This window comes from Providencia burhodogranariea DSM 19968, assembly GCF_000314855.2.
Lineage (GTDB): Bacteria > Pseudomonadota > Gammaproteobacteria > Enterobacterales > Enterobacteriaceae > Providencia > Providencia burhodogranariea.
In genome coordinates this window covers 123429-146992 of sequence record NZ_KB233224.1, presented here as the reverse complement: position 1 = coordinate 146992, position 23564 = coordinate 123429, and the positions used below count along the sequence as shown (strand labels likewise).

Genomic DNA, 23564 nt, shown 5'->3' with positions numbered 1-23564 from the left:
AAATCCTTGTCAATTCAAAATTTAAGAAATATCGCCATCATCGCTCACGTTGACCATGGCAAGACAACACTGGTTGGTAAATTATTGCAGCAATCAGGCACGTTCGGTGAACGTGAAACTGTTGACGAGCGTGTTATGGACTCCAATGACTTGGAGAAAGAGCGTGGTATTACCATTCTTGCTAAAAATACCGCTATTCAATGGAATGGCTACCACATCAACATCGTAGATACCCCAGGTCACGCCGACTTTGGCGGTGAAGTTGAACGTGTTATGTCAATGGTTGACTGTGTCCTGCTAGTGGTTGATGCAACTGATGGCCCAATGCCACAAACGCGTTTCGTTACACAAAAAGCCTTCGATAATGGCTTAAAACCAATTGTTGTTATCAACAAAGTTGACCGTCCAGGCGCACGCCCTGACTGGGTTGTTGACCAAGTATTCGACTTATTCGTTAACTTAGGTGCTACGGATGAGCAGCTCGATTTCCCTATCGTTTATGCATCTGCATTAAATGGTATCGCAGGTCTTGAGCATACAGAAATGGCGGAAGATATGACGCCACTTTACGAATCTATCGTAAAATATGTTGAGCCACCAGCAGTTGATCTGGAAGGTCCTTTCCAGATGCAAGTTTCGCAATTAGATTACAACAGCTACTTAGGTGTTATCGGTATTGGCCGTATCAAACGTGGTACTGTGAAGCCAAACCAACAAGTTACTGTTATCGACAGCGAAGGTAAAACACGCAACGGTAAAATCGGTAAGGTACTGACTCACTTAGGTTTAGAGCGTATTGATTCACAAATCGCAGAAGCTGGTGATATTGTTGCCCTGACCGGTCTAGGCGAACTAAATATCTCTGATACTATTTGTATGGTTGGTAATGTTGAAGCTCTACCTGCATTAGCGGTTGATGAGCCAACAGTTAGCATGTTCTATTGTGTTAACACCTCGCCATTCTGTGGCCGTGAAGGTAAGTATGTGACTTCTCGTCAGATTCTTGACCGTCTGAACAAAGAACTTGTTCATAACGTAGCACTGCGTGTTGAAGAAACTCAAGATCCAGATGCATTCCGTGTTTCTGGTCGTGGTGAGCTACACTTATCTGTTCTGATCGAAAATATGCGTCGTGAAGGTTTCGAATTAGCTGTTTCTCGTCCAAAAGTTATCTTCCGTGAAGTTGATGGTCGTAGACAAGAACCGTTCGAACAAGTGACCTTAGATGTTGAAGAACAACATCAAGGTGATGTCATGAAAGCGTTAGGTGAGCGTAAAGGTGACCTGCGTGACATGATGCCAGATGGTAAAGGCCGTGTACGTCTTGACTACATTATCCCTAGCCGTGGTCTGATTGGTTTCCGTACTGAATTCATGACGATGACTTCAGGCACTGGCTTGCTTTATTCAACATTCAGTCATTATGACGATGTTCGTCCAGGCGAAATCGGTGGCCGTCAAAACGGCGTATTGATCTCAAATGGTCAAGGTAAAGCGGTTGCTTACGCATTATACAGCCTGCAAGATCGTGGTAAGTTGTTCTTAGGTCATGGTGCAGAAGTTTATGAAGGCCAAGTTATTGGTATTCACTCACGCTCAAATGACTTAACAGTTAACTGCTTGACTGGTAAGAAATTAACTAACATGCGTGCATCAGGTACTGACGAAGCAACTACTCTGTCACCACCAATCAAAATGACTCTGGAACAAGCTCTAGAGTTTATCGATGATGACGAATTAGTTGAAGTGACTCCGCTGTCTATCCGTCTGCGTAAACGTCACCTGAATGAGAACGATCGCCGTCGCGCAAGCCGTTCTAAAGATGACTAATTACAGTTATTAAAACTGTCATTAAGAGTGAAAAAGGTGCCAATTTGGCACCTTTTTTTTAGCTTTTGATTATGAGGACAAGAGTGGATAAACCCCAGGTCCTATCGGTAAGCCCGCATAGTACCAACCAACAAGTAATAATATCCAAACAGCAAAGAAAATTAATGGATAAGGCAAAATTAAAGTGTAATAAGTACCTAGCTGTGCATTTTTATAATATCGCTGAAGGAACCCTAAAAACAGTGGTAAGAAAGGCGACATTGGTGCAAGAGGAAGCACTGCGGAATCAGCAATACGAAAGACGATTTGTGCAAATGCAGGATGGAACCCGAGTAAAATGAACATAGGAACAAATATTGGTGCCAAAATTGACCAGATTGCAGAACCACTTGCAATAAACATACATAAAAAAGCAGATAAGAACATTAAACCAATAAACGCAGGAACTCCTGTCATTCCTAAGTTTTCAAGCACATCAGTTAAACCGATCGCCATGAATTTCCCCATATTGCTCCAATTAAAGAAAGCCACGAATTGGGATAAAGGGAACACCATGACGATAAAACCTGCCATATTTTTCATTGGGTCGACGAGTAAATCGGGAATATCATTAGCCTTCTTGATTTGTTTGGTTGAAATACCATAACTAATTGAAACAACGAAGAAGAAAATAATAATGACAGGCACAATTCCCTTGATAAAAGGTGACGGAATAACTGAACCTGTTTGTGGGTCACGAAGAGGAGCTCCTTCAGGCACGACCATCAAAGCAACGATAGCAATAAAGATTAGTGCTGATAGGCCGCTCATCAACAACCCGCGGTTTTGTAGTGGTGTGAGTGTCTCGAGGCGGTCGTGAGATGTTCCTTCCCACTTAGGCAACCGAGGTTCAATAAACTTATCAGTTATAATTGCACCTGTAATAGTTAATACAATCACAGATGTTGCCATAAAATACCAGTTATCAATAACGCTAACATGTAAGTTAGGATCAATGATCATTGCAGCTTCAGTACTGATACCTGAAAGTAAAACATCCGTTGTCACAATCAACAGGTTAGCTGTAAAGCCAGAGCCCACACCTGCTATAGCGGCTAGCAAGCCCGCAACTGGATGGCGGCCTACAGCAATAAAAATCAATGCACCTAAAGGAGGCATTACCACTAAGGCAGCATCGGATGAAACATGGCTAAAGAAAGCGATAAATAGCACCATATAACTGGCATAACGTTTATTGATCCCCGAAGCCATTTTGTACATTAATGCTTGTAATAAACCGACTTTTTCAGCTAACCCTGCACCAATGACTAATGCCAGAATTGCTCCTAATGGTGTAAAACTGCTGAAGTTCTTGACGATATTCGGCAAAATCCATTGGATACCTTCGACGCTCAATAAATTTTTAACACTCACTAGCTCGCCATTGGCGGGATTTTTTACGGATAAATTAAACCAAGAAAGTATTGCTGTTGAGATCATCAAGACAGCAAGAAGATAAACAAAGAGAATAAAGGGATTTGGTATTTTATTACCAACACGCTCTATCCAACGAAAAATAGCACCGGGGCTCTTATTCACGGGGGCTGTAGTTCCGCTCATAGTGATTCTCCTTTGTATTTGCAAGTTTTTTTCTTTTATATTTTTGAAAGGCGAGCTCAGGGATAATTAACTCGTCAATCCAAAAAATTATTTTAATTTGGAAGGTTGAATTTCGTTTGGAATAGGGCAGTTATAAGGTTGTTCGCTTCGTTGGCGTTGGAATTCACTTTTGGCTTGTGAAAGTAAGGTTGGTGTTGTGAGTAGATCTATTGTTGTAGCCGCCATCACTTTTGCTGATAAGAGCATGCCTTTATGGGCTATAGATGTTCTTCCTTGCGCGACTAACTGCCATGTATGTAGTGGCGTCCCAAATGCAAAACATGGGCTAAAACACTGAGCAGTTGGCGCTACCCAGCTCACATCACCCACATCAGTTGAGCCATACATCAATTCTTGGGATTCGACATAAGGCAACACTTCATCAGTCAGTGCTTTGTCAGCTTGCCGCTCACCCCATTTAACACCCTGTTCACCCCCAGTACGCGCGGCATTTAATTTAGCATTACGCAAGTCATCCTTGGTGAGCGTAGCATGAATTTCCTTAGCAAATTGGCGCTCTTGTTGATTATATTCTGGGATGCCAAAAGTAGTGATATGTTGATACATTGCTTTTTCAATGGTGCGATTCGGAACATAGTTAGAACAGGCTTTATCAAAGCGAATGTCCAGAGTCGTACCTGTCATTAATGCCGCCCCTTTAGCAATATCAATAACACGTTGATAAATATCTTGTGTTTGGTCTAATTGTGGTGCGCGAACTAGATATAATACTTCTGCATCAGCTTGCACAACATTAGGTGAAGCTCCACCTGTATTGGTAACAGCGTAGTGAATACGTGCTTCTTGGATAATATGTTCACGCAAGAATTGAACACCAACATTCATTAAACTAACGGCATCGAGTGCACTACGACCTAAATGCGGAGAGTTTGCAGCATGTGCAGCAATGCCTTTGAAGCGAAATGCGGTTTGAATGTTAGCCAGTGATTGAACATTGAAAACACCACTGAATGACTCAGGATGCCATGTTACAGCGGCATCAATACCATCAAATAGGCCATCTCTGACCATAAAGGTTTTACCAGAGCCGCCTTCTTCACCGGGGCATCCGTAAAAGCGCACCGTACCTGATAATTTATTTTCTTGTAGCCATGCTTTGACTGCAAAAGCAGCTGCAAGAGCAGCGGTACCGAGTAAGTTATGACCACAACCATGACCGTTACCATTTTCAATTACTGGATTTGGTTTACTACAAGCCGCATGTTGACTTAAGCCTGCGAGGGCATCATATTCCCCAAGTAATGCGATAATGGGAGCTCCCGAACCAAAGCTAGCAATAAATGCAGTTTCAATATCACCTACACCCCTATCAACATGAAAGCCTTCTTGTTCCAATGCATCGGCTAATAGTTCAGCTGAATACGTTTCTTCAAAGCGTGTTTCTGGGTGATCCCAAATAGCATCACTTAGTTGAGTAAAGCGTGAATGGTTCTGCTCAACATAGTCGTCGATAAAAGATGTAAATTGTTTACTCATGATGATCAGCTCCATATTCAGGTAACGAAAGGGCAATGGTCGCTAAGGTTTTAACGGCAACAGGCATGACATTCTCATCGAAGTCAAAGCGTTCATTGTGATGCCCAGCACTAAGCTCAGTACCGAAAATCATATAAGTTGCTTGCCCGCCTAAAGTCTTTGTTCGTTCCATAAAATAGGTCGCATCTTCAGAACCGGCGGCTTCAGGCCGATTTTTTACAACTGAGGTTAATTCTGGAATTTTGTTTTGTGCTAAGCGAGCAATAAAATCAACCCACTGTGGACTAGCATGGCTACTTTGAGCGGCACCCATTAATTTAATATCAGCCTTGACGTCTTGCATTTTTGCAGCTCCTTCAATGATATTGATGGCTTGTTGGTACATGAATTCATTGATTTCATTTGTTTCACCACGAGTTTCAACTTTCATGAGAGCATGGTCAGGGATAACATTTCGACCGATTCCTGCATTGAGCACACCGACATTAACGCGCGAGCTGCCTTCGCTATGACGTGGTATGCCATATAAGCCGAGAGTAGCTTGTGCCGCGGCAATCAATGCATTTTTTCCTTCTTCGGGTTTAGCTCCTGAATGCGAGGCCTTTCCGTGATAAGTAACATCAAATTTAGTGGTCGCCAAAAAACTATTGCTACCACAAACTAATTCACCTTTTGGTACCCCAGTACCGATATGTATGGCAACAAAGAAATCCACATCATCAACTACACCAGCTTTTGCCATCGATTTTGCACCGCGTGTACCTTCTTCTGCTGGCTGAAAGATAATTTTGATACGACCAGTGAGCTGAGATTGGTACTGTTTTAAAATATGGGCTAAGCCCAGACCAATTGCTGTATGGCCATCATGACCACACGCATGCATCATTTGTGAATTACAAGATGAAAATCCCTCAGCGTGAGGACGATGTTGATTAGTAAGTTCTTCATTCAGGTCTAATGCATCCATATCAACACGGAATGCAAGAGTTGGGCCAGTTTTACCAGTATCTAAGGTGGCAACAATTCCGGTAAAACCACCTGAGAAGTGTGGAAGCCATTCAATTAAAGCACCTTGAGTAATCGCACGTTTTTCTTGAACCGCTAATTGTGCTGCAGAAGGTAGCCCCATACGACTATCAGCATCAATAACTTCCTTACCTAGTTGCAACTGATAGCCAAGACGATTGAGCTCATCAGCGACTAAAGTGGCCGTACGGAATTCAAACCAGCCAGCTTCAGCATATTTATGAAAATCACGTCGCCAAATTTGTAATTGACCGGTGATATTTTCTACCGCGTTATTTAAACAAATCTCCATAATTATTATCTCTTTTAGTTATCACGAAAAGGTTAGCTGTATAAAGGCGTTTACTTGATTCGTTGTTAGTTAATAAAATTAGCAATTACTCTTAAGTTAAAAATATGTTAATAAGTTCAAGTGTGGTTTACTTTTATTTCCTTTTTTATTATGAAAATTAGGTTTTTTGACGCTTTAAAGTTAATTAAATTTGTTTTTTTTCGTTATTTTTATTATTGAAAATAGTTTATAAATAATAATGTTAATTATTTGTTGTTGTCTCTAATTGACTGTACACAATTGAAAGTGGGTAAAAAAGATACAATTTACTTTGTCTATATAACTAATGGTTATCGGGGGAAAAGGGGCATGGCGATACCAATTAAGTTGCACCAATTGAGAGCGTTTGTTGAAATTGGTCGTCATGGAAGCATAAGAGCTGCCAGCCGCTTTCTTCAGCTATCTCAGCCTGCATTAACAAAATCAATTCGTGAATTAGAAGGCTCTTTGGGTGCAAAATTATTTATTCGCACTAATCAGGGGATATATTTGACCGATTGTGGTGAACGTTTTTTACGTCGAGCTAGCATTATTCTTGAGGAGCTGCGAGTCGGGCAAGAAGAAATACAACAATGTATTGGTTTATCGGGAGGAACAGTAAATATTGGTGTTGCAGGAAGTATTGCACGTTCTGTTATGCCCAAAGTGGTTATTCAGTTCCATCGTGATTTTCCTAATATTAAAGTACGCGTTATGGAAGGGCAGTTGTTAACCATGCTGCCTCAATTACGCCAAGGTGAGCTCGATTTTACAGTGAATACTTATTGTCCTGGCAGCTTAGATGCTGAATTTACTTTTGAGCAACTGATGCAAAAAGAGTACAAAGTGATCATGCGTAAAGATCATCCTAAGAAGAATGCAACATCATTGAAGGAATTGGTTGATTGCGATTGGACGATGCCAACGCCTAAAGGAACCTATTACAAACAGCTTTCTGATGTGTTTTTGTTGATGGAAAAACCAATGAGTTTTAGCGTCACTTGCGAAACATTAATAGGTTGCATGAGCTTAGTTGCACAAAGTGATTTTCTGACGATTGTCTCTATCGATACTATTGATGATCCATTGTTTGAACAACAATTTGTGGCGTTAAACTTGATTGAACAATTACCTTATGCCACGTTCGCATTGGTTCAACGTCGTGATCATACCCTGTCTCCAGCGGGTGAACATTTTGCGAGGCTTTTTCGTGTTTATTGCCAAAATAGAGACGATACTTCAATTTATTAATTAAAAAAAACAACAAATAATATGTAATTAGTGCTGTTCAGTTGTATGAATAATGATTAAAGTTAATTCAGTTAATAACAATGGGGAAACGGTATGCTGTATATTTTCGATATGGGTAATGTGATTATTGATATCGACTTTAATCGTGTTTTTGATAAGTGGTCAGAACTCAGTGGTACGCCTTCTGAGCAAATCAAATCACGGTTTACTTTTGGGAATATCTTCCAATTACATGAGTGTGGCAAAATCTCAGATATTGAGTTCGCTGAACTGCTCTGTGAAGAGCTTGATATTACACTCAGTTTTGAAGAGTTTGCTGAAGGCTGGCACGCAGTATTTATTTCATTAAGACCTGAAGTCATTGAGATTATGGAACGTCTACGTGAACAAGGTCACCGTGTTGTCGTCCTATCAAACACTAATCGCTTGCATCTTGATTATTGGCCTCAGCATTATCCTGAAATTGCAGCCTCCTCTGATTTTCTTTATTTATCTCAAGATTTAGGAATGCGTAAACCTGATCCAGAAATCTATAAATATGTTCTGCAATCAGAAGAATTTGATGCTCAAGACGCTGTATTCTTTGATGATATTGAAGAAAATATTAAGGCGGCACAAGCACTGGGTATTCAAGGTGTACATGTTGTTAATAAAGACACTGTCCCTGAATACTTTCGTACATATGACTTCAGCTCTGAAGTTGAATAATTAATAATTTTTCATCGTGGAGTAACTTAAATAGTTACTCCATCTTTTTGTACAGAGTTACCATGATTGCATTAATACAGAGAGTCACTCACGCATCTGTTGCTGTCGATGAGCAAATTGTTGGCCAAATTAATGGCGGATTGCTTGTTCTACTTGGCGTAGAGAAACATGACAATGAGCAAACAGCTAAGCGGCTGCGTGATAAAGTACTTGGTTATCGGATTTTTAGTGATGAACAGGGAAAAATGAACCTGAATGTTCAACAAGCAGGTGGTAGTTTATTAGTTGTGTCCCAATTCACGCTGGCGGCAGATACCAAAAAAGGTATGAGACCGAGTTTTTCAGGGGGCGCAGAGCCTACACGGGCGGAACAGCTGTATGAATATTTTGTTGATCTCAGTCGCCAACAAGGCGTTGTCACTAAAACGGGGCAGTTTGCCGCAGATATGCAAGTCAGCTTGACCAATGATGGTCCAGTCACTTTCTGGTTGCAAGTCTAATTCTATTATTAAAGGGGAGACTATGTACCATCTACGTGCACCTAAAGATGAAACTGAATTCAACGCTTATTACCAGTTCCGCTGGGAGATGCTACGTAAACCCTTTAATCAACCTCTCGGTTCTGAAAAAGATGGTTATGACCTAACGGCTCATCATCAAATGGTTGTCGATGATAAAAACCGTATTTTGGCAATTGGTCGGCTCTACATTAATGCAGATAATGAAGGGGCTATTCGCTTTTTAGCGGTCAATCCTATTATGCAAGGGAAGGGGCTGGGTAAATTGATTCTGATGGCATTGGAATCTATTGCACGACAAGAAGGTGTGAAACGGGTTGTATCCAGTGTCAGGGAAGAGGCGGTTCCATTTTTTAATAAGATTGGTTTTGAAAGTCGTGGGTTAATTGCGGGTGAGCTAAATACTCCAGTACGCCATTATTTAATGATCAAACCGATTGAAACCCTAGACCAAATTCTTCACCGACCTGATTGGTGTGGTGAATTGCAACAAGCTTGGTACAAACACATTCCGTTAAGTGAAAAAATGGGTGTCCGAGTTGAGCAATATACAGGGAAAAAATTCATCACAACCATGCCTGAATCGGGCAATCAAAATCCTTATGAAACCATTTTTGCAGGTAGCCAATTTTCACTTGCAACACTGACTGCTTGGGGAATGATTTGGTTATTAATGCAAGAACACCAACTTAGTGGTGATATTGTATTGGTTGATGCAAGTATTCGTTATAGCAAACCCGTTAGTGGTAGGCCGACAGCTGTTGCCGATATGTCTTCTATGAGTGGTGATCTTGACCGCCTCTCAAGGGGAAGCAAGGCCAGAGTCAAACTCGAAGTTAAAGTGAGCGGTGCCAATAATGAGGTTGGGGGCGTTTTCAGCGGTGTTTATATGGTCTTCCCGATTGAGAATCCAGTAAAACCGTTATAACGTCGTTAGCAATATTAATTTTTAAGGCAGGCAATGCATGATAGCAAGCCTGCCTTTATTCTATTATCTGACGCTATTGTGTGAGCAGAGAAGGGAGCGGTTCCTGTATCGGTATAGCCCCAGCAGGTATAGGGGTTGATTCAATGACACCTGACTCAACAGGTGGAGCTTCACTTTCAACTGATGACGTGACCACTCCTTTGACGACAGTGCGATACATTTGTTTACCTTGCAATGGAATGGCTGATAGCTCTCCGTTTAAACTTTTTGCTAACGAAGGAGCCAAAAAATCCCCTTGCAGTGAGGTATCAAAATCACCAATTACTTGAGGTGGAAAACCTTGCCAGCCCCATTGATTTAATACAGATAGATCCACATTAGTACCAGAAGCACGTAATAAGAAAGGTATATTCTTAGGTGATTGTTTAACCAATAACCCTAGCTTGACGATGCCCTTTTCTGTGCTGGTGGTCAATGAGGCCGCAGCAGAAGCTTGCCCACTTTGGCGTAAATCCATATAAGGTCGACGTACCATTACCTGATTAATGGTTCCACTATCAGCATTGAATGAAGCTTTGCCATTCCATATGCCCCATTGTTTTTGCTTGATAAGACTTAAATTTTCGATATTGCCACTGAGCGCTGTAAATTCAAATGGAAAGTTGGGATCTATATTCATCAGCAAAGATTGTGATAGCGTAAACTGTTTGATAGTTAGCCCTGATAACCAATTTGGTGCAGGTTTAGCTGCGAAATCAAGCCAAGTCTCAGGTAAGGTATATAAAATGCCCGCCAACTTACCGTCATTGATAGTCAGTGTTTGATCATTACGCTGCCAAGTACCATTAAGATTGAAAACGCCTTTATAGTAATAGCCTGAGAGCTTTTCAATTTCGAGGTCATCACCTTGAATATTTATTTTTCCGATAAGTGTATCTAATTGCTCATCATGGATAACCAGTTGATTAACATTAAAGTTAATATGACTTTCAGGATTACTCCAGCTGCCTCTTATCATACTTAATCGGTCAATTTCAGCATTTATGCTTGAAATAGCCCAATCTTTACCTTGTAAATCAACATTAGTTAATGCAACATTTTTAAGCGAAATAGCGCGGTTACTGTCGATTGCTTCACGTAAAGAATCAAAAGAAATATTATTTTGCCAGCCAACTTGGTTCATCACTAAAGAATCAATATTGATTGAGCCATCCGCTAACATTTTCCCTGAACCGTTAATGTAACCATTATTCAGATAGCCACTTGCCTCTGTTAATTCGGTCATATTCTCTTGGAGTTTACCAGTTACAGCGACATTCTTTAACGTTAATTCATTGATGTTCAATTGTTTGGTGGTTAAACGAAAGTCGCCATATCCAAAAAGATGGTTTGTACTTGGACGCCATGGCGTGATCCCACCGGTTAACCCTGAAACTTGTAACTGGTTACCGGCTTGATTTAACTGAATACGGCTATTTTCAAACTGTAGAACATTAGCATTCAATGGAATTGAGGTTGATGTGTCAGATGTAGCTGCTATCAGATCACCTTGAGTAATAACTAAACGACGGATTGCATTACCGCTAAAAATATTACGCCAATTAACCTCAACAACGATTTGTTTTGCATCTAATTTCAGATCTTTATTTTGTGACTCGAGTTTGACGTCTTGGAAAATAAATTCACCCGCATTAACGAACTCATGTCCCATGATACCCACGTCGATATCAAAATTAGTGAATTTGCTTAAAAACTGACTCGCGTATGATGCACCCCAACGTGTTTGCAGCCCCGCATAAGCGAAAACGATCACTAATAAAAATAGTAACAGAAGCGTAATAATAAGCTTAGTCAACCATCTCATGGTTATCTGCCTCTTCATAAATTGGACTGATATCGATATACCCGTTAGATTTTAAGTTGCTTGGCGCGTGCTGTGAATACAGTATTTCGCTTAGCTACCCGAACTATAGGCTTATCTGTGTGATTTGGGATCTCTTCAATTACCTTCTAGCTGCAACACGTACTATTTTAGGAGTTTATCGTGAGTGCATTGATTAAGCTTAAAAGTTATCGGGATAGAATACAGAATAACCGCCAGTGTATTCAACTCTGGCGGTAAATGACAGGCTACTTTTCGTGAGGGAAGATTAAATTGAGAACAATTGCGGTCAAACCACCAGCGGCAATGCCGGATGAAAATAATGTTCTTAACCAATCTGGTGCGAATTGTAAAATAAGAGGTTGTTGCGATACGCCCATACCGACTGCAAGTGATAAAGCCATGATCATAATAGCCCGGCGATTTAAAGGCTCACGCGAAACAATGCGCACGCCTGATGCGGCAATAGTACCAAACATCACAATGGTGGCTCCGCCGAGTACAGGTTCAGGTATCTGCTGAACAAAACCCGCTACTGCTGGAAACAGTCCCAATAATACTAACATCGATGCCACGATATAACCGACATAACGGCTCGCCACGCCGGTTAGTTGAATGACACCATTATTTTGACCAAAGCAAGAGTTAGGGAAAGTATTAAAAACAGCAGAAACCATTGAATTCAAACCATTAGCGAGTACACCACCTTTAATTCGTTTCATATAAATTGGCCCACGAACGGGTTGTTCTGACACGTCTGATGTTGCGGTGATATCACCAATAGTTTCTAACGACGTGACCATAAATATCAGTATTAATGGGATCAATAAATTCCAATCGAACGATAAGCCATAATAGAAAGGTTTGGGTATGGTAATGATTGAATGTTCACTATTTACTGGTTGTGTGGTGGGTAACATATCCATCCACCAAGCTGCTAGATAACCAACTGCCATTGCAATTACGAGTGAAGCAACGCGTAAATAGGCATTTTTTTGGCGATTAAGCAAAATGATGACGGCTAAAACAATTCCCGCCAGTATTAGGTAATCCGGTGAACCAAAAGTGTTATCCGCAATTGCGCTATGCCCACCTCCAATAGAGGTAAGCCCCACTTGTATTAACGACAGACCAATAATCATCACGACAATACCAGAGACTAATGGTGTAATGACTCGACGAGCTAAATGCAAAAAGCGTGATAGAATGACTTCGGTCAGTGCTGCAACTAATAAAGTGCCAAATAGTGCTGCCATCATCGATGGAATATCTGCTCCGCCTTGTTTAAGTGCAACTCCTCCCATAATCAAGGGGGCAACAAAGTTGAAACTCGTTCCTTGGATAGAAAGAAGGCCTGAACCAATTGGTCCCCATGCTCGAATTTGAATCAAAGAGGCGATGCCAGAAGCAAACAGTGACATGCTAATAATACGCTCGGTATCATGAGCTGGTAGGCCTAGTGATTGGCAAATAAGCATGGCTGGAGTAATCACAGCAACAAACATGGCGAGAAGGTGTTGGCCTGCAGCAAAAAGAGCTTGCGGTAATGGTGGCCTGTCTTCAAGTTGATAAATAAGCTCGCTCTTTGTCGTTGCTTCAACGGCCTGTTTTTCAGATGCTGTGGTATTCATTATCTATTTCTCTGCCAACAAAAAACGCATTGTAAAACTATCAATCTAAAAAGCAATCGTTTGCGCTAAATATATTTTTCTACTTTTAATCAAGTGGTGTCACATTTTTATATGTTTTAACTTGTGTTTATAACAGATTTTTTTTCTAATTCGAGCACCTATTTCTGGCATTTTAATGCAGATGTTAACGTTTTGTTGGATTTAAATAACATTAATAACAGATGAGGTACCTAAATGTATCATCTCGATGTCTACGGTACGCTTGTGGCAGCTACCCTTGTTTTATTACTTGGACGTAAACTGGTAAAATCCGTTCCTTTCCTCGAAAAATATACGATTCCAGAGCCTGTGGCAGGCGGTTTGCTAGTCGCTTTCAGTTTATTAGTGATCAAACAAGTTTTCGATTGGAGTCTGTCTTTTGACTTGTCATTACAAGAGCCAATGATGCTGGCATTCTTTGCTACAATTGGTTTAAATGCCAACTTAGCGAGCTTAAAAGCAGGTGGAAAGGCTCTATTCATCTTTGTTTTTGTCGTTGTTGGTTTACTGTTGGTACAAAATACAGTCGGTATTGCATTGGCCAAATTACTTGGTCTTGATCCGTTAATGGGGCTTCTAGCTGGTTCTATTACCTTATCTGGTGGGCACGGAACTGGTGCTGCTTGGGGTAAAATTTTCACTGATAGTTATGGCTTCCAGAGTGCAACTGAGGTCGCGATGGCTTGTGCGACATTTGGTCTTGTTCTTGGTGGATTAATTGGTGGTCCTGTTGCTCGCTTCCTCATCCGAAACATTCCTACACCGAGTACGGCTGATGATGATAAAGATGTACCAACTGCATTTGAAAAGCCTCAATCAGGCCGAATGATTTCGTCTATGGTATTGATTGAAACACTTGCGATGATTGCCATTTGCTTAATGGCTGGTAGTTATATTGAAGAATTACTAGCAAGTACTGCTTTTGCTCTTCCTAAATTTGTTTGTGTATTATTTATCGGTGTTATTTTAAGTAATGGTTTGTCTTTACTCGGTTTCTATCGTGTCTTCGATAGAGCAGTTTCTATAATGGGGAACGTTAGTCTTTCATTATTCCTTGCTATGGCATTAATGAGCTTGAAACTATGGGAACTGGCTTCTTTAGCCATACCTATGTTAGTTATTTTAGGCGTTCAAGCTTGTGTTATGGCTGCTTATGCTATTTTTGTGACTTTCCGTGTGATGGGCAAAAATTATGATGCAGCGATATTGGCAGCAGGGCACTGTGGTTTTGGTTTAGGTGCAACACCGACAGCGATAGCGAACATGCAAGCAGTCACTGATAGGTTTGGCCCATCACATCTTGCATTTTTAGTTGTGCCAATGGTTGGTGCATTCTTTATTGATATTGCCAATGCTTTAGTGATCAAACTTTATTTAATGCTCCCCGTTTTTCCAACTCTTGTTGGCTAGCTCATATTCAAAATATTAAAATAATTAGCCGTGAATTTCTTCACGGCTAATTGCTATATGGAGAAAATGAGATTATCAACAAGCCTGCTATAAGCTATAGCCATCATGCGTGGCTATATTGTTCGCGCTCAGGTAGCCATCTTTCAATGATCAATTTTGCATTATCAGGATGATTTTGTTGAATATGGCGTGCGATACGTTGTACTTCAGGCAACATGTATTGGTCACGGAGTAAGTCTGCTACTTTGAATTCCGCATTACCTGTTTGTCTCGTTCCTAATAATTCCCCAGGTCCTCTAATTTCCAGATCTTTTTGAGCTATTACAAAGCCATCATTACTATCTCGCAGAACCTGTAAACGTTGCTTAGCTGTGTGGGTTAGCGGTGTTCTGTAGAGAAGTACACAGTGAGATGCGATAGCACCACGGCCTACTCGTCCCCTTAATTGATGTAATTGTGCAAGACCCAAACGCTCTGGATTATCAATAATCATTAAGCTAGCATTAGGAACATCGACCCCAACTTCGATAACGGTAGTCGCAACTAAAAGTTGAATTTCGTTATTTTTAAATGCCGCCATAATGCTTTGTTTTTCACTGGGTTTCATTCTCCCATGTACGAGACCAACTTTTAACTCTGGGAGAGCAAGAGACAATTCGTCGCTCGTGACTTGCGCTGCTTGCGCTTCTAAAACGTCAGAATCATCAATCAAAGTACAGACCCAATAAGCTTGGCGACCCTCTTCAATACAGGCTTGCCTAACGCGCTCAACAATATCATTACGCCTTGTATCGGGAATCGCGACGGTAGTGACAGGTGTTCGTCCTGGTGGTAGTTCATCAATCACAGAGGTATCCATATCCGCATAAGCAGTCATTGCTAATGTTCGTGGGATAGGAGTTGCAGTCATGATCAATTGATGAGGGTGAAAACCTTGTTTCTCACCTTTTTCTCGCAATGCAAGACGCTGATGTACACCAAATCGATGTTGCTCATCGATTATGATGAGGCCTAATGCTTTAAAATTTACTTGTTCTTGGAATATGGCATGAGTACCAATAATCATGCCCACGTCACCATTAGCGATGGCCTCTTGCTGTTGCTCTCGCGCTTTACCTTTCTGTTTTCCTGCAAGCCAGCCAACCTTGATACCAAGAGGTTCGAACCACAGCTTGAAATTATTGGCATGTTGCTCAGCTAGAATTTCGGTTGGTGCCATCAAAGCAACTTGTTTACCATTCTCGATAGCAAATAGTGCAGCTAGTGCGGCGACAAGTGTTTTTCCTGAGCCGACATCACCTTGAATTAAACGCATCATCGGGGTGTCTTTTAGTAGATCTTGCTCTATTTCGGAGACGACTCGAACTTGTGCATTTGTGGGTGAAAAAGGTAATTGGGCTAAAAATTGAGATTCGAATTTGCCTGTTGTTGGCATTGGTTGTGCATAAAGTCGATCATTACCCGCTCGGATCGCTAATCGACTTAAATGGTGCGCAAGTAGTTCTTCCAATATGAGACGTCTTTGTGCAGGATGTTGCCCTTTTTCTAGCTCACTTAAAGCCACATTAGCTGGTGGTGTATGCAATAAGCGTATTGCATCAGGGAGACTGATCAAACCACGACTCAATTCTTCTGGCAAAAGCTCTTTAATTTGCCCGCTATCTAGCATGACCAAAGCCTGCTCAATCAATTTTCGCAGCGTAGCTTGACGTATCCCTTCTGTTGTCGGGTAAACTGGCGTCAGGTTCTCTTGAAGTGCAATATTGCTAGTGTCTTGTGAGACTTTATATTCAGGATGAATAATTTCAGGGCCTGTCTGACCTCGACGGATCTCCCCGTATGCAATAACATGTCGTCCTTCTGCGAGACTATTTTTCATCGCAGCAGAAAAATTGAAAAAACGTAGCGTTAAATTTCCTGTGCCATCAGTGATCAGGCAGGTCATCATTTTTTTACGGCCAAACACAACTTTGGTTTGTAAGACCTCACCAACAATCGTTGCTGTTGTTCCCGGTAAAAGGTCGCGTATTTGATAGAGACGAGTATGATCTTCGTAACGCAGAGGAAGATGTAAGAGTAGGTCTTGAACGGTATTGAGGCCGATTTTGCTTAGTTTTTCTGATTGACTAGCTCCCACTCCATGTAGGGTGGCCAATGAAATTGTATCAAGCAGCCCACTGTTCATTGTTTCATCCTTAACTAAGCTGTTTTTTTCTCATTTTTTCGGTTAATTGCATTTGTGCCCACCAAGCATCTTCGGCTTCTATTTGCCCTTGAGTATTGATATAAGGGCGAGGTAGACCTTTGCGCCTTGCCACTTCAGCAAGAACTGGGTAGCCACCTTCAAATAACCACTCTTGCTGCTCTTGTGCTGACAGTACGCTATTTTCCCGAGAATACATTCCAGCAAGCTGCCTTTGGCGCTGAGCTTCATAAAGGATTAGCGCAGAAGCGACGGAGACATTGAGCGACTGAACCATGCCAGCCATCGGGATAATAATATGCTGATCACTGAGTGATAGGGCTTTTGATGAGATCCCTTTTTTTTCTTGCCCCACCATAATACAGGTCGGACGGGTATAATCAATTTCGCGAAAATCGACAGCATGTTCAGATAAATTCGTCACAAGAACCTGCATGTTTTGCGATTTTATCTGTGAAATAGCGTCTTCAGTAGATTTATGTGAAATGACTTTTACCCAACTATTGCTTCCAGCCGCAGAGGAAACCGAAAGTTTGACGTTCTGATCTGGCCAAATAGCATGAATTTGGTGAATACCTACGGCATCTGCACTGCGTACAATGGCAGAGACATTATGAGGTTTATGAACTTCTTCGAGGCAAATTGTGAGGTCTGGTTGCCGCATCGCCATCATTTGGCAAATGCGGCGATAGCGGCGTTCATTCATAGTTAATTATCGTCTAGTTAATTACGGTTTCGGCTGACTCGTAAAACATCCGGCATGATACGAATTTTTCGCATAACGTTTGCCAATTGAACACGATTTTTAGTCGTGAGGCGGATAAATGCACAATAAACTCGACCATCTTTCTCTTCTGTATTCATACTTTGAATACTTGAGTTAGCATCATTGATAGCCGCTGTTAAATTAGCTAGGGCGCCCTGATGGTTAATCATATCGACCTTAATTTCAGCAATAAAATCAGTATCAGTTTCATTATCCCATTCTACAGCCATGAATTTATCTGGCTCTTTTTGATAGCCGCGGATATTACGACAAGATTCATGGTGGATAACTAGACCTTTACCTGGGCTAATATGCGCGATAATTGGGTCGCCTGGAATAGGGCGGCAGCATTTAGCAAAGGTGATGAGAACACCATCGGCCCCTTTGATTGATAGCTTATTGCGAGTCGATGTAATTGATTCATCTTCAGGTGCTATTTGCGTGTTATTTTGCAAATTACGTGCGACAACAACGCTCATTGCGTTGCCTAAACCAATTTCGGCAAGCAAGTCATCAATTGAGTGTAATTTCATACGCGCAAGTTCGATATCAATATTCGCCTGTGGTACATCACTGAGTTTATTACCTGTACCAAGAGCATGATTCAACAGACGTCGACCTAAATTAACTGAATCTTCACGTTTTAGGTTTTTCAGCAGCTGCCGTATTTTAGCGCGTGCTTTTGAGCTGACGACAAAATTTAACCAAGCCGCATTCGGTCTAGCGCCTGGAGCTGTGATAATTTCCACGGTTTGACCACTAGTCAACGATTGTGATAGTGGATAAGGTTGGCGATCAACACGAGCACCAACACAAGCGTGGCCGATATCAGTATGAACCGCGTAGGCAAAATCGACTGGAGTTGCACCAGTCGGCAGTTCAACAATACGACCTTCTGGTGTGAAAACATAAATCTCATCAGGGAAAAGATCTGATTTCACACTCTCAATAAATTCGAAGGAGCTCCCTGCACTTTGTTGAAGTTCAAGTAAGCTTTGCATCCAACGCTGGGCACGAACTTGTGCAGTTGTGCCGGGTTCACCTTGCTCTTTATATGCCCAATGTGCGGCAACTCCCATTTCAGCCATTTGATCCATATCTTCAGTACGGATCTGAACTTCAACGGGTACGCCATGTGGACCTATTAATGAGGTATGTAGTGATTGATAGCCGTTGGCCTTTGGAATAGCAATGTAATCTTTGATACGACCAGGACGCGGTTTATATAGATTGTGCATCTGACCTAAAACACGGTAGCAGGTATCAACATCTTTCACGATAACTCTGAAAGCATAAATATCCATAATAGAATGGAAACGCTGCTCTTTAAGGTGCATTTTGCGATAGATGGAATAAAGGTGTTTCTCGCGGCCACTAACTCGACATAGCACACCAGCTTCTGTTAGGCGGCCGTCAATTTCAGAAAGGATTTTTTGAATCATTTCTTTACGGTTACCACGAGCTGATTTAACCACTTCTTTGATGACACGATAACGGTTTGGATACAAGGCCTCAAAACCTAGCTCTTCTAGCTCAGTTTTGATGTGATGGATACCTAACCGATGTGCAAGAGGACTATAAATTTCGAGCGTTTCTCTTGCGATGCGACGACGCTTATCAGGCCTTAATGAGCCCAGCGTTCGCATATTGTGAGTGCGGTCTGCCAGTTTTATCAAAATGACGCGAATGTCTTTGACCATCGCCATAATCATTTTGCGGAAATTTTCTGCTTGAGCTTCTTTTTTGTCGCGGAAGTTGAGTTTATCTAATTTAGATACACCTTCAACAAGACCTGCAACTGTGGTTCCAAATAGCTCTTCTATGTCCTGAAATGTCGCTGGAGTATCTTCAATGACATCGTGAAGTAGCGCCGCCATAAGTGTTTCATGATCCAAGCGCATCTGGGCAAGAATACAAGCTACAGCAACAGGGTGAGTAATATACGGCTCACCACTCGAACGGGTTTGTCCTTCATGGGCATCCCGTGCGACAACATAGGCTTTTTTCAGTAATTCAATCTGTTCTTTGGGAAGATACTTCTGAATTACTTGATTTAGGCTCTCAAACAGATACAAGGCAGACCCACCTTAGTGATTAGCGACGACCTTCAGCGATAGCAGAAACTGCTTGCATTTCAGCCGCTTCTTGCTCTTGCTGCTCTTGACGCTCACGTACATCCAGTATGTGACCGTTGATTAAACCTTCTTCTATTTCACGTAGTGCGATAACAGTAAATTTATCGTTTTCTTCAGGAACTAAAGGATCTTTACCGCCAGTTTGTAACTGACGAGCTCTGCGAGCTGCGACCAGTACGAGGTCAAAGCGGTTACCAATTTTTTCTACTGCGTCTTGAACAGTTACGCGTGCCATAAGTGTGCTACTCCGAAAGAAATAAAAAAATGACCTGATATGATACTGAAACTATTCTCAGTCTGCCAGCAATTTGCCGATTAAAGCATCATGTCGTTGAATTTGACGGTCCAACTTTAAACGTTCAGTGCGGATGATCGACTGTAAATCGCTTAATGCGCTATTAAAATCATCATTTACGATGAGGTAATCATATTCATTGTAATGTTCGATTTCACCGACAGCTTGCGACATACGTTTTTCAATAACTTCATCGCTATCTTGGCCACGGCCACGTAAGCGGCGATAAAGTTCATCTTTTGATGGTGGTAATATAAAAATACTACGAGCCTCAGGCATTGCTATACGAATTTGCTGAGCGCCTTGCCAGTCTATATCCAGAAAAACGTCGACTCCGCTTTTAAGAACTTCTTCAATAATTGGACGAGAAGTACCGTAGTAGTTTCCGAAAACACAAGCATGTTCTAAAAACTCGTTATTCTCGACCATAGTCAAAAAGTTAGCTTCAGAAACGAAAAAATAATGCTCACCATGAACTTCACCAGGGCGTGCAGTTCTTGTTGTATGGGAGACTGAAACTTGAGTGTCATACAACGGTTGTGTTTTCAACAACGCCTGGATCAGGCTGGACTTACCCGCACCGCTTGGTGCAGAAACAATATATAACGTGCCTTGTATCATGATGGTTTCTTGAATAATCGAGGGTTAAACATAAAAGACGGTAGTAAACCCCACATAGTATACACGGACTTAAACTAACATGCAGCGTTATCAATAAAACACGAATTATAACGCAATTAATTTAAGAAATAGATGAATTGCGAAGGTGTTCCACAAATTATTTTTGAATTTACCGAAAATACATTCTTTTTGCGAAGTGTTTTGCAAACTATATGCAATATGGCTGAAAGATTCAGACTATCGGTTTAGGATGTGTGTTTATAGCCCAGACGTAATTTAAATATTCTTTATTTTTTTATTAACAATTTGATTTTACTAATTAAATTTTAGCGATAATGCGTTGTATTGCTAGTTGATGGGTAGCGATAAAATATAATGACAAGGATATGTTATGCCGCAAATTTTTGGCTTAGTGAAAAGAACGTTTTTCAATCAACCTATTTTATTAATTATTTTACTATTCAGCAGTGCCAATTGTTTGGCTAAACAGCAAATTCTATCTCAACAACCTCATTGCTCAACACTTAGCAAAACACATTTAGTCAGTGAAAGCCAAAAGCTTGGCACTCAGTTACAACAGTGGAATACATTGTATCACCTATCGGGTAGTAGCCCTGTGAGTGATGAGATGTATGACCAACTTTTGACGACCTGGCAAGGATGGCAAGCGTGTCTAAATTTATCAGAACAGCTACCTCCAGCCAATATACCTGTTAACTCGAAGAGAAAAAAACACCCAATTGCTCATACGGGGTTGAAAAAATTAAATAAAGCCGCGATAACAACTTGGATCGCAACAAGAGCGAATATTTGGTTGCAACCAAAAGTGGATGGGGTTGCGGTTTCTTTGATATACAAACAGGGGAAGCTTGTTTCGATGATTAGTCGAGGTAACGGTATTGAAGGATTGGAATGGCGTGATAAAGCAGATTTTATACCTGCCGTTCTAAAGCAGTTACCCACTTCACAAGAACAGCTTATTTTACAGGGAGAATTATTTTGGCAATTGAATGGGCATATTCAGGAAAATAAAGGGAGCATCAATGCTAGAAATCAAGTAGCGGGATGGTTAATGCGTAAAACCTTTCCTTCCAAAGTGGAAAATAATATAGGTATTTTTGTTTGGGCTTGGCCTGAAGGAAACGACAATGTTGGAGAACAATTGAAACAGCTGTCAAAGTTAGGTTTTACATTAACTCAAAAATACAGCCATAAAGTTGAAAATATGGCGCAGGTCAAACAATGGCAAGAACATTATTACCAAACACCTATGCCTTTTGCGACGGATGGTATTGTACTAAAAACATCGCCAACGCCAAAAGCTGAAGCATGGCAAACGGGAAATAATAGTTGGTCAGTGGCTTGGAAACATCCATACAGAAGCACTATTTCCAAAGTAAAAGATCTGCATTTTCGTGTGGGAAGAACGGGTTTGGTAAGTGTTGTTGCTGAAATAGAACCTATCGAACTAGATAGTAAAAAGGTCAGTCGGCTTTCTTTAGGTACATTGAAATCATGGCAAAAGAAAGACGTGTTAATTGGGGATACAATACAAGTGGTGTTAGCGGGTCATGGTATTCCCAAGTTAGAATCGGTAATTTGGAGACTACAGGAACGCACATACCCCGATATTTCTCGGCTTAAACACTTTAATTATTTGAGTTGCTTAGTGGCAGCATCTTTTTGTCAGCAACAATTTATTGCTCGTTTAAATTGGCTAGGTAAACAGCTTAAGCTTAAGGGAATTAGTGAAGCAACATGGCGTGAATGGGTGGAAGATTATCATTTAACCAAGCTAACAACATGGTTATCGCCAAAATGGCAAAATGATTTACCAAATAATAAAAAAAACCGAAGTCTCATTGCTCAATTTAACGAAGTAGATAAGCAGCTTTTAGCCGGTTGGTTAAAAGGGCTAGGGATACCGTTAAAGGATAAACAACTTTTATTTATATCAGAGCTTAGTCAATTCGATGACCCTAAGTTTATCGATCAACTTGGCTTATCTCTTAATCAAACCGCTAAACTCAATCGATGGCTTTTAGAGCCTGAAATACAGGATGCTTTACAAGTGGTTAAAGAGATAAAAAGGAAGCCACCAATTGAATAAACTGATGGCTATAAATGAGTAATAAAGGCAAATAACGCTTATAAGCTAATCTTGGCTTTCATAGTTAAAAATAGGTAATCCTAAGCGGTAGCGTATTGCAATTAGTCTAGCGCTTAGGCCCAAAACTAATGTAATAATAACGACGATATCTTGTGGTAATGGTGTATAGAGTAACCCGATATACAGCCATGCGGCAGCAAATGAAACGCCTGCATAGACTTCTTTTTGGAAAACGAGAGGGATCGTGTTACAGAGCATATCGCGAAGAACACCACCAAAAACACCGGTAATAACCGCAGCAATTGCTGCAATCACTGGGCTATAATTCATATCAAGTGCTATTTGGGCACCTAGAATTGAAAAGACAATTAAGCCAATCGCATCAAGAATCAGAAATAAGCGACGTAAGTGCTTCATCATCGGTGCAATCCAAATAGTAATGATGGCTGCACCAGCAACCGTGAGGATATATTCAGGGTTTTGCACCCAACCTAATGGGTAGTGACCAAGTAAAATATCGCGAACCGACCCACCACCAATAGCGGTGGCAGATGCAATAATAATAACGCCAAATACATCCATTTTTCGACGGCCAGCAGCAAGTGCGCCAGTCATGGCTTCAGCAGTAATACCAATAATATAAAGAACACTTAATAACATAATGATTCTATTCGACACTAAGGTTATTGCTAAAGGGTAATATTACTTGTAGAAATTCTCGACTGAGATTTTCTAGCGCCTTGAAAAATAGATTAGTTAAAGTAAT

18 protein-coding genes are annotated in these 23564 nt (G+C 41.0%); 7 read left to right on the top strand and 11 right to left on the bottom strand.

From position 1 onward, the window contains the following. Nucleotides 1-6: 6 nt before the first annotated feature. Nucleotides 7-1830, top strand: coding sequence for a ribosome-dependent GTPase TypA (gene typA / locus OOA_RS14680; RefSeq protein ID WP_008912944.1), 1824 nt, complete (start codon nt 7-9; stop codon nt 1828-1830). 69 nt (nt 1831-1899) lie between these two features. Here typA and abgT read toward each other — a convergent pair whose 3' ends face one another. From abgT to OOA_RS14665, 3 genes are all read right to left on the bottom strand, one after another. Beyond that, complete coding sequence (abgT, locus tag OOA_RS14675) at nt 1900-3429, bottom strand: p-aminobenzoyl-glutamate transporter (protein ID WP_008912943.1); 1530 nt, start codon at nt 3427-3429, stop codon at nt 1900-1902. 87 nt (nt 3430-3516) lie between these two features. Then, on the bottom strand, nt 3517-4965 hold the full coding sequence (locus tag OOA_RS14670) for a M20 family metallopeptidase (protein ID WP_008912942.1): 1449 nt from the start codon (nt 4963-4965) through the stop codon (nt 3517-3519). Continuing rightward, nucleotides 4958-6283: a M20 family metallo-hydrolase gene (locus tag OOA_RS14665; RefSeq protein ID WP_008912941.1), complete on the bottom strand. Its 1326-nt coding sequence runs from the start codon at nt 6281-6283 to the stop codon at nt 4958-4960. The genes OOA_RS14670 and OOA_RS14665 overlap by 8 nt, the downstream gene beginning before the upstream one ends. Before the next feature lie 348 nt (nt 6284-6631). Between OOA_RS14665 and OOA_RS14660 the strand changes: the two genes are divergently transcribed. The 4 genes from OOA_RS14660 to fabY all read left to right on the top strand — a co-directional run bounded on the left by OOA_RS14660 (nt 6632) and on the right by fabY (nt 9706). Beyond that, on the top strand, nt 6632-7552 hold the full coding sequence (locus OOA_RS14660) for a LysR family transcriptional regulator (RefSeq protein WP_008912940.1): 921 nt from the start codon (nt 6632-6634) through the stop codon (nt 7550-7552). 93 nt (nt 7553-7645) lie between these two features. After that, nucleotides 7646-8260 carry a glucose-1-phosphatase gene (gene yihX / locus OOA_RS14655; RefSeq protein WP_008912939.1) on the top strand — a complete coding sequence of 205 codons (615 nt, stop codon included), beginning with the start codon at nt 7646-7648 and terminating at the stop codon, nt 8258-8260. Nucleotides 8261-8322: 62 nt separating this feature from the next. After that, nucleotides 8323-8760 carry a D-aminoacyl-tRNA deacylase gene (gene dtd, locus OOA_RS14650; protein WP_008912938.1) on the top strand — a complete coding sequence of 146 codons (438 nt, stop codon included), beginning with the start codon at nt 8323-8325 and terminating at the stop codon, nt 8758-8760. A 22-nt stretch (nt 8761-8782) separates the two neighbouring features. Next, nucleotides 8783-9706, top strand: coding sequence for a fatty acid biosynthesis protein FabY (gene fabY / locus OOA_RS14645; protein ID WP_008912937.1), 924 nt, complete (start codon nt 8783-8785; stop codon nt 9704-9706). A 73-nt stretch (nt 9707-9779) separates the two neighbouring features. On the opposite strand, the gene OOA_RS14640 is transcribed toward fabY, so the two are convergent. After that, complete coding sequence (locus tag OOA_RS14640; RefSeq protein ID WP_008912936.1) at nt 9780-11570, bottom strand: AsmA family protein; 1791 nt, start codon at nt 11568-11570, stop codon at nt 9780-9782. A gap of 266 nt (nt 11571-11836) precedes the next feature. After that, nucleotides 11837-13219, bottom strand: coding sequence for a uracil-xanthine permease family protein (locus OOA_RS14635; RefSeq protein WP_008912935.1), 1383 nt, complete (start codon nt 13217-13219; stop codon nt 11837-11839). Nucleotides 13220-13453: 234 nt separating this feature from the next. On the opposite strand from OOA_RS14635, the gene gltS reads away from it, so the two are divergent. Beyond that, nucleotides 13454-14668, top strand: a complete 1215-nt coding sequence (gltS, locus tag OOA_RS14630; protein ID WP_008912934.1) for a sodium/glutamate symporter — start codon at nt 13454-13456, stop codon at nt 14666-14668. Between the two features lie 103 nt (nt 14669-14771). Here gltS and recG read toward each other — a convergent pair whose 3' ends face one another. The 5 genes from recG to gmk are packed head-to-tail and all read right to left on the bottom strand — an operon-like array spanning nt 14772 to nt 20688. Next, on the bottom strand, nt 14772-16853 hold the full coding sequence (recG, locus tag OOA_RS14625) for an ATP-dependent DNA helicase RecG (protein ID WP_008912933.1): 2082 nt from the start codon (nt 16851-16853) through the stop codon (nt 14772-14774). A gap of 10 nt (nt 16854-16863) precedes the next feature. Continuing rightward, on the bottom strand, nt 16864-17577 hold the full coding sequence (gene trmH / locus OOA_RS14620) for a tRNA (guanosine(18)-2'-O)-methyltransferase TrmH (RefSeq protein WP_008912932.1): 714 nt from the start codon (nt 17575-17577) through the stop codon (nt 16864-16866). A gap of 17 nt (nt 17578-17594) precedes the next feature. Continuing rightward, nucleotides 17595-19712, bottom strand: a complete 2118-nt coding sequence (gene spoT, locus OOA_RS14615; protein ID WP_008912931.1) for a bifunctional GTP diphosphokinase/guanosine-3',5'-bis pyrophosphate 3'-pyrophosphohydrolase — start codon at nt 19710-19712, stop codon at nt 17595-17597. 19 nt (nt 19713-19731) lie between these two features. Next, the gene (gene rpoZ / locus OOA_RS14610; protein ID WP_008912930.1) at nt 19732-20007 is read right to left on the bottom strand and encodes a DNA-directed RNA polymerase subunit omega; all 276 of its coding nucleotides are present in this window, start codon (nt 20005-20007) and stop codon (nt 19732-19734) included. A 57-nt stretch (nt 20008-20064) separates the two neighbouring features. Next, entirely contained in the window at nt 20065-20688 is a 624-nt protein-coding gene (gene gmk / locus OOA_RS14605) for a guanylate kinase (RefSeq protein WP_008912929.1), read from the bottom strand. A 391-nt stretch (nt 20689-21079) separates the two neighbouring features. Between gmk and ligB the strand changes: the two genes are divergently transcribed. Beyond that, the gene (gene ligB / locus OOA_RS14600; protein ID WP_008912928.1) at nt 21080-22798 is read left to right on the top strand and encodes an NAD-dependent DNA ligase LigB; all 1719 of its coding nucleotides are present in this window, start codon (nt 21080-21082) and stop codon (nt 22796-22798) included. A gap of 45 nt (nt 22799-22843) precedes the next feature. Here ligB and OOA_RS14595 read toward each other — a convergent pair whose 3' ends face one another. Continuing rightward, nucleotides 22844-23458 carry a trimeric intracellular cation channel family protein gene (locus OOA_RS14595; protein WP_008912927.1) on the bottom strand — a complete coding sequence of 205 codons (615 nt, stop codon included), beginning with the start codon at nt 23456-23458 and terminating at the stop codon, nt 22844-22846. Between the last annotated feature and the right edge of the window lie 106 nt (nt 23459-23564).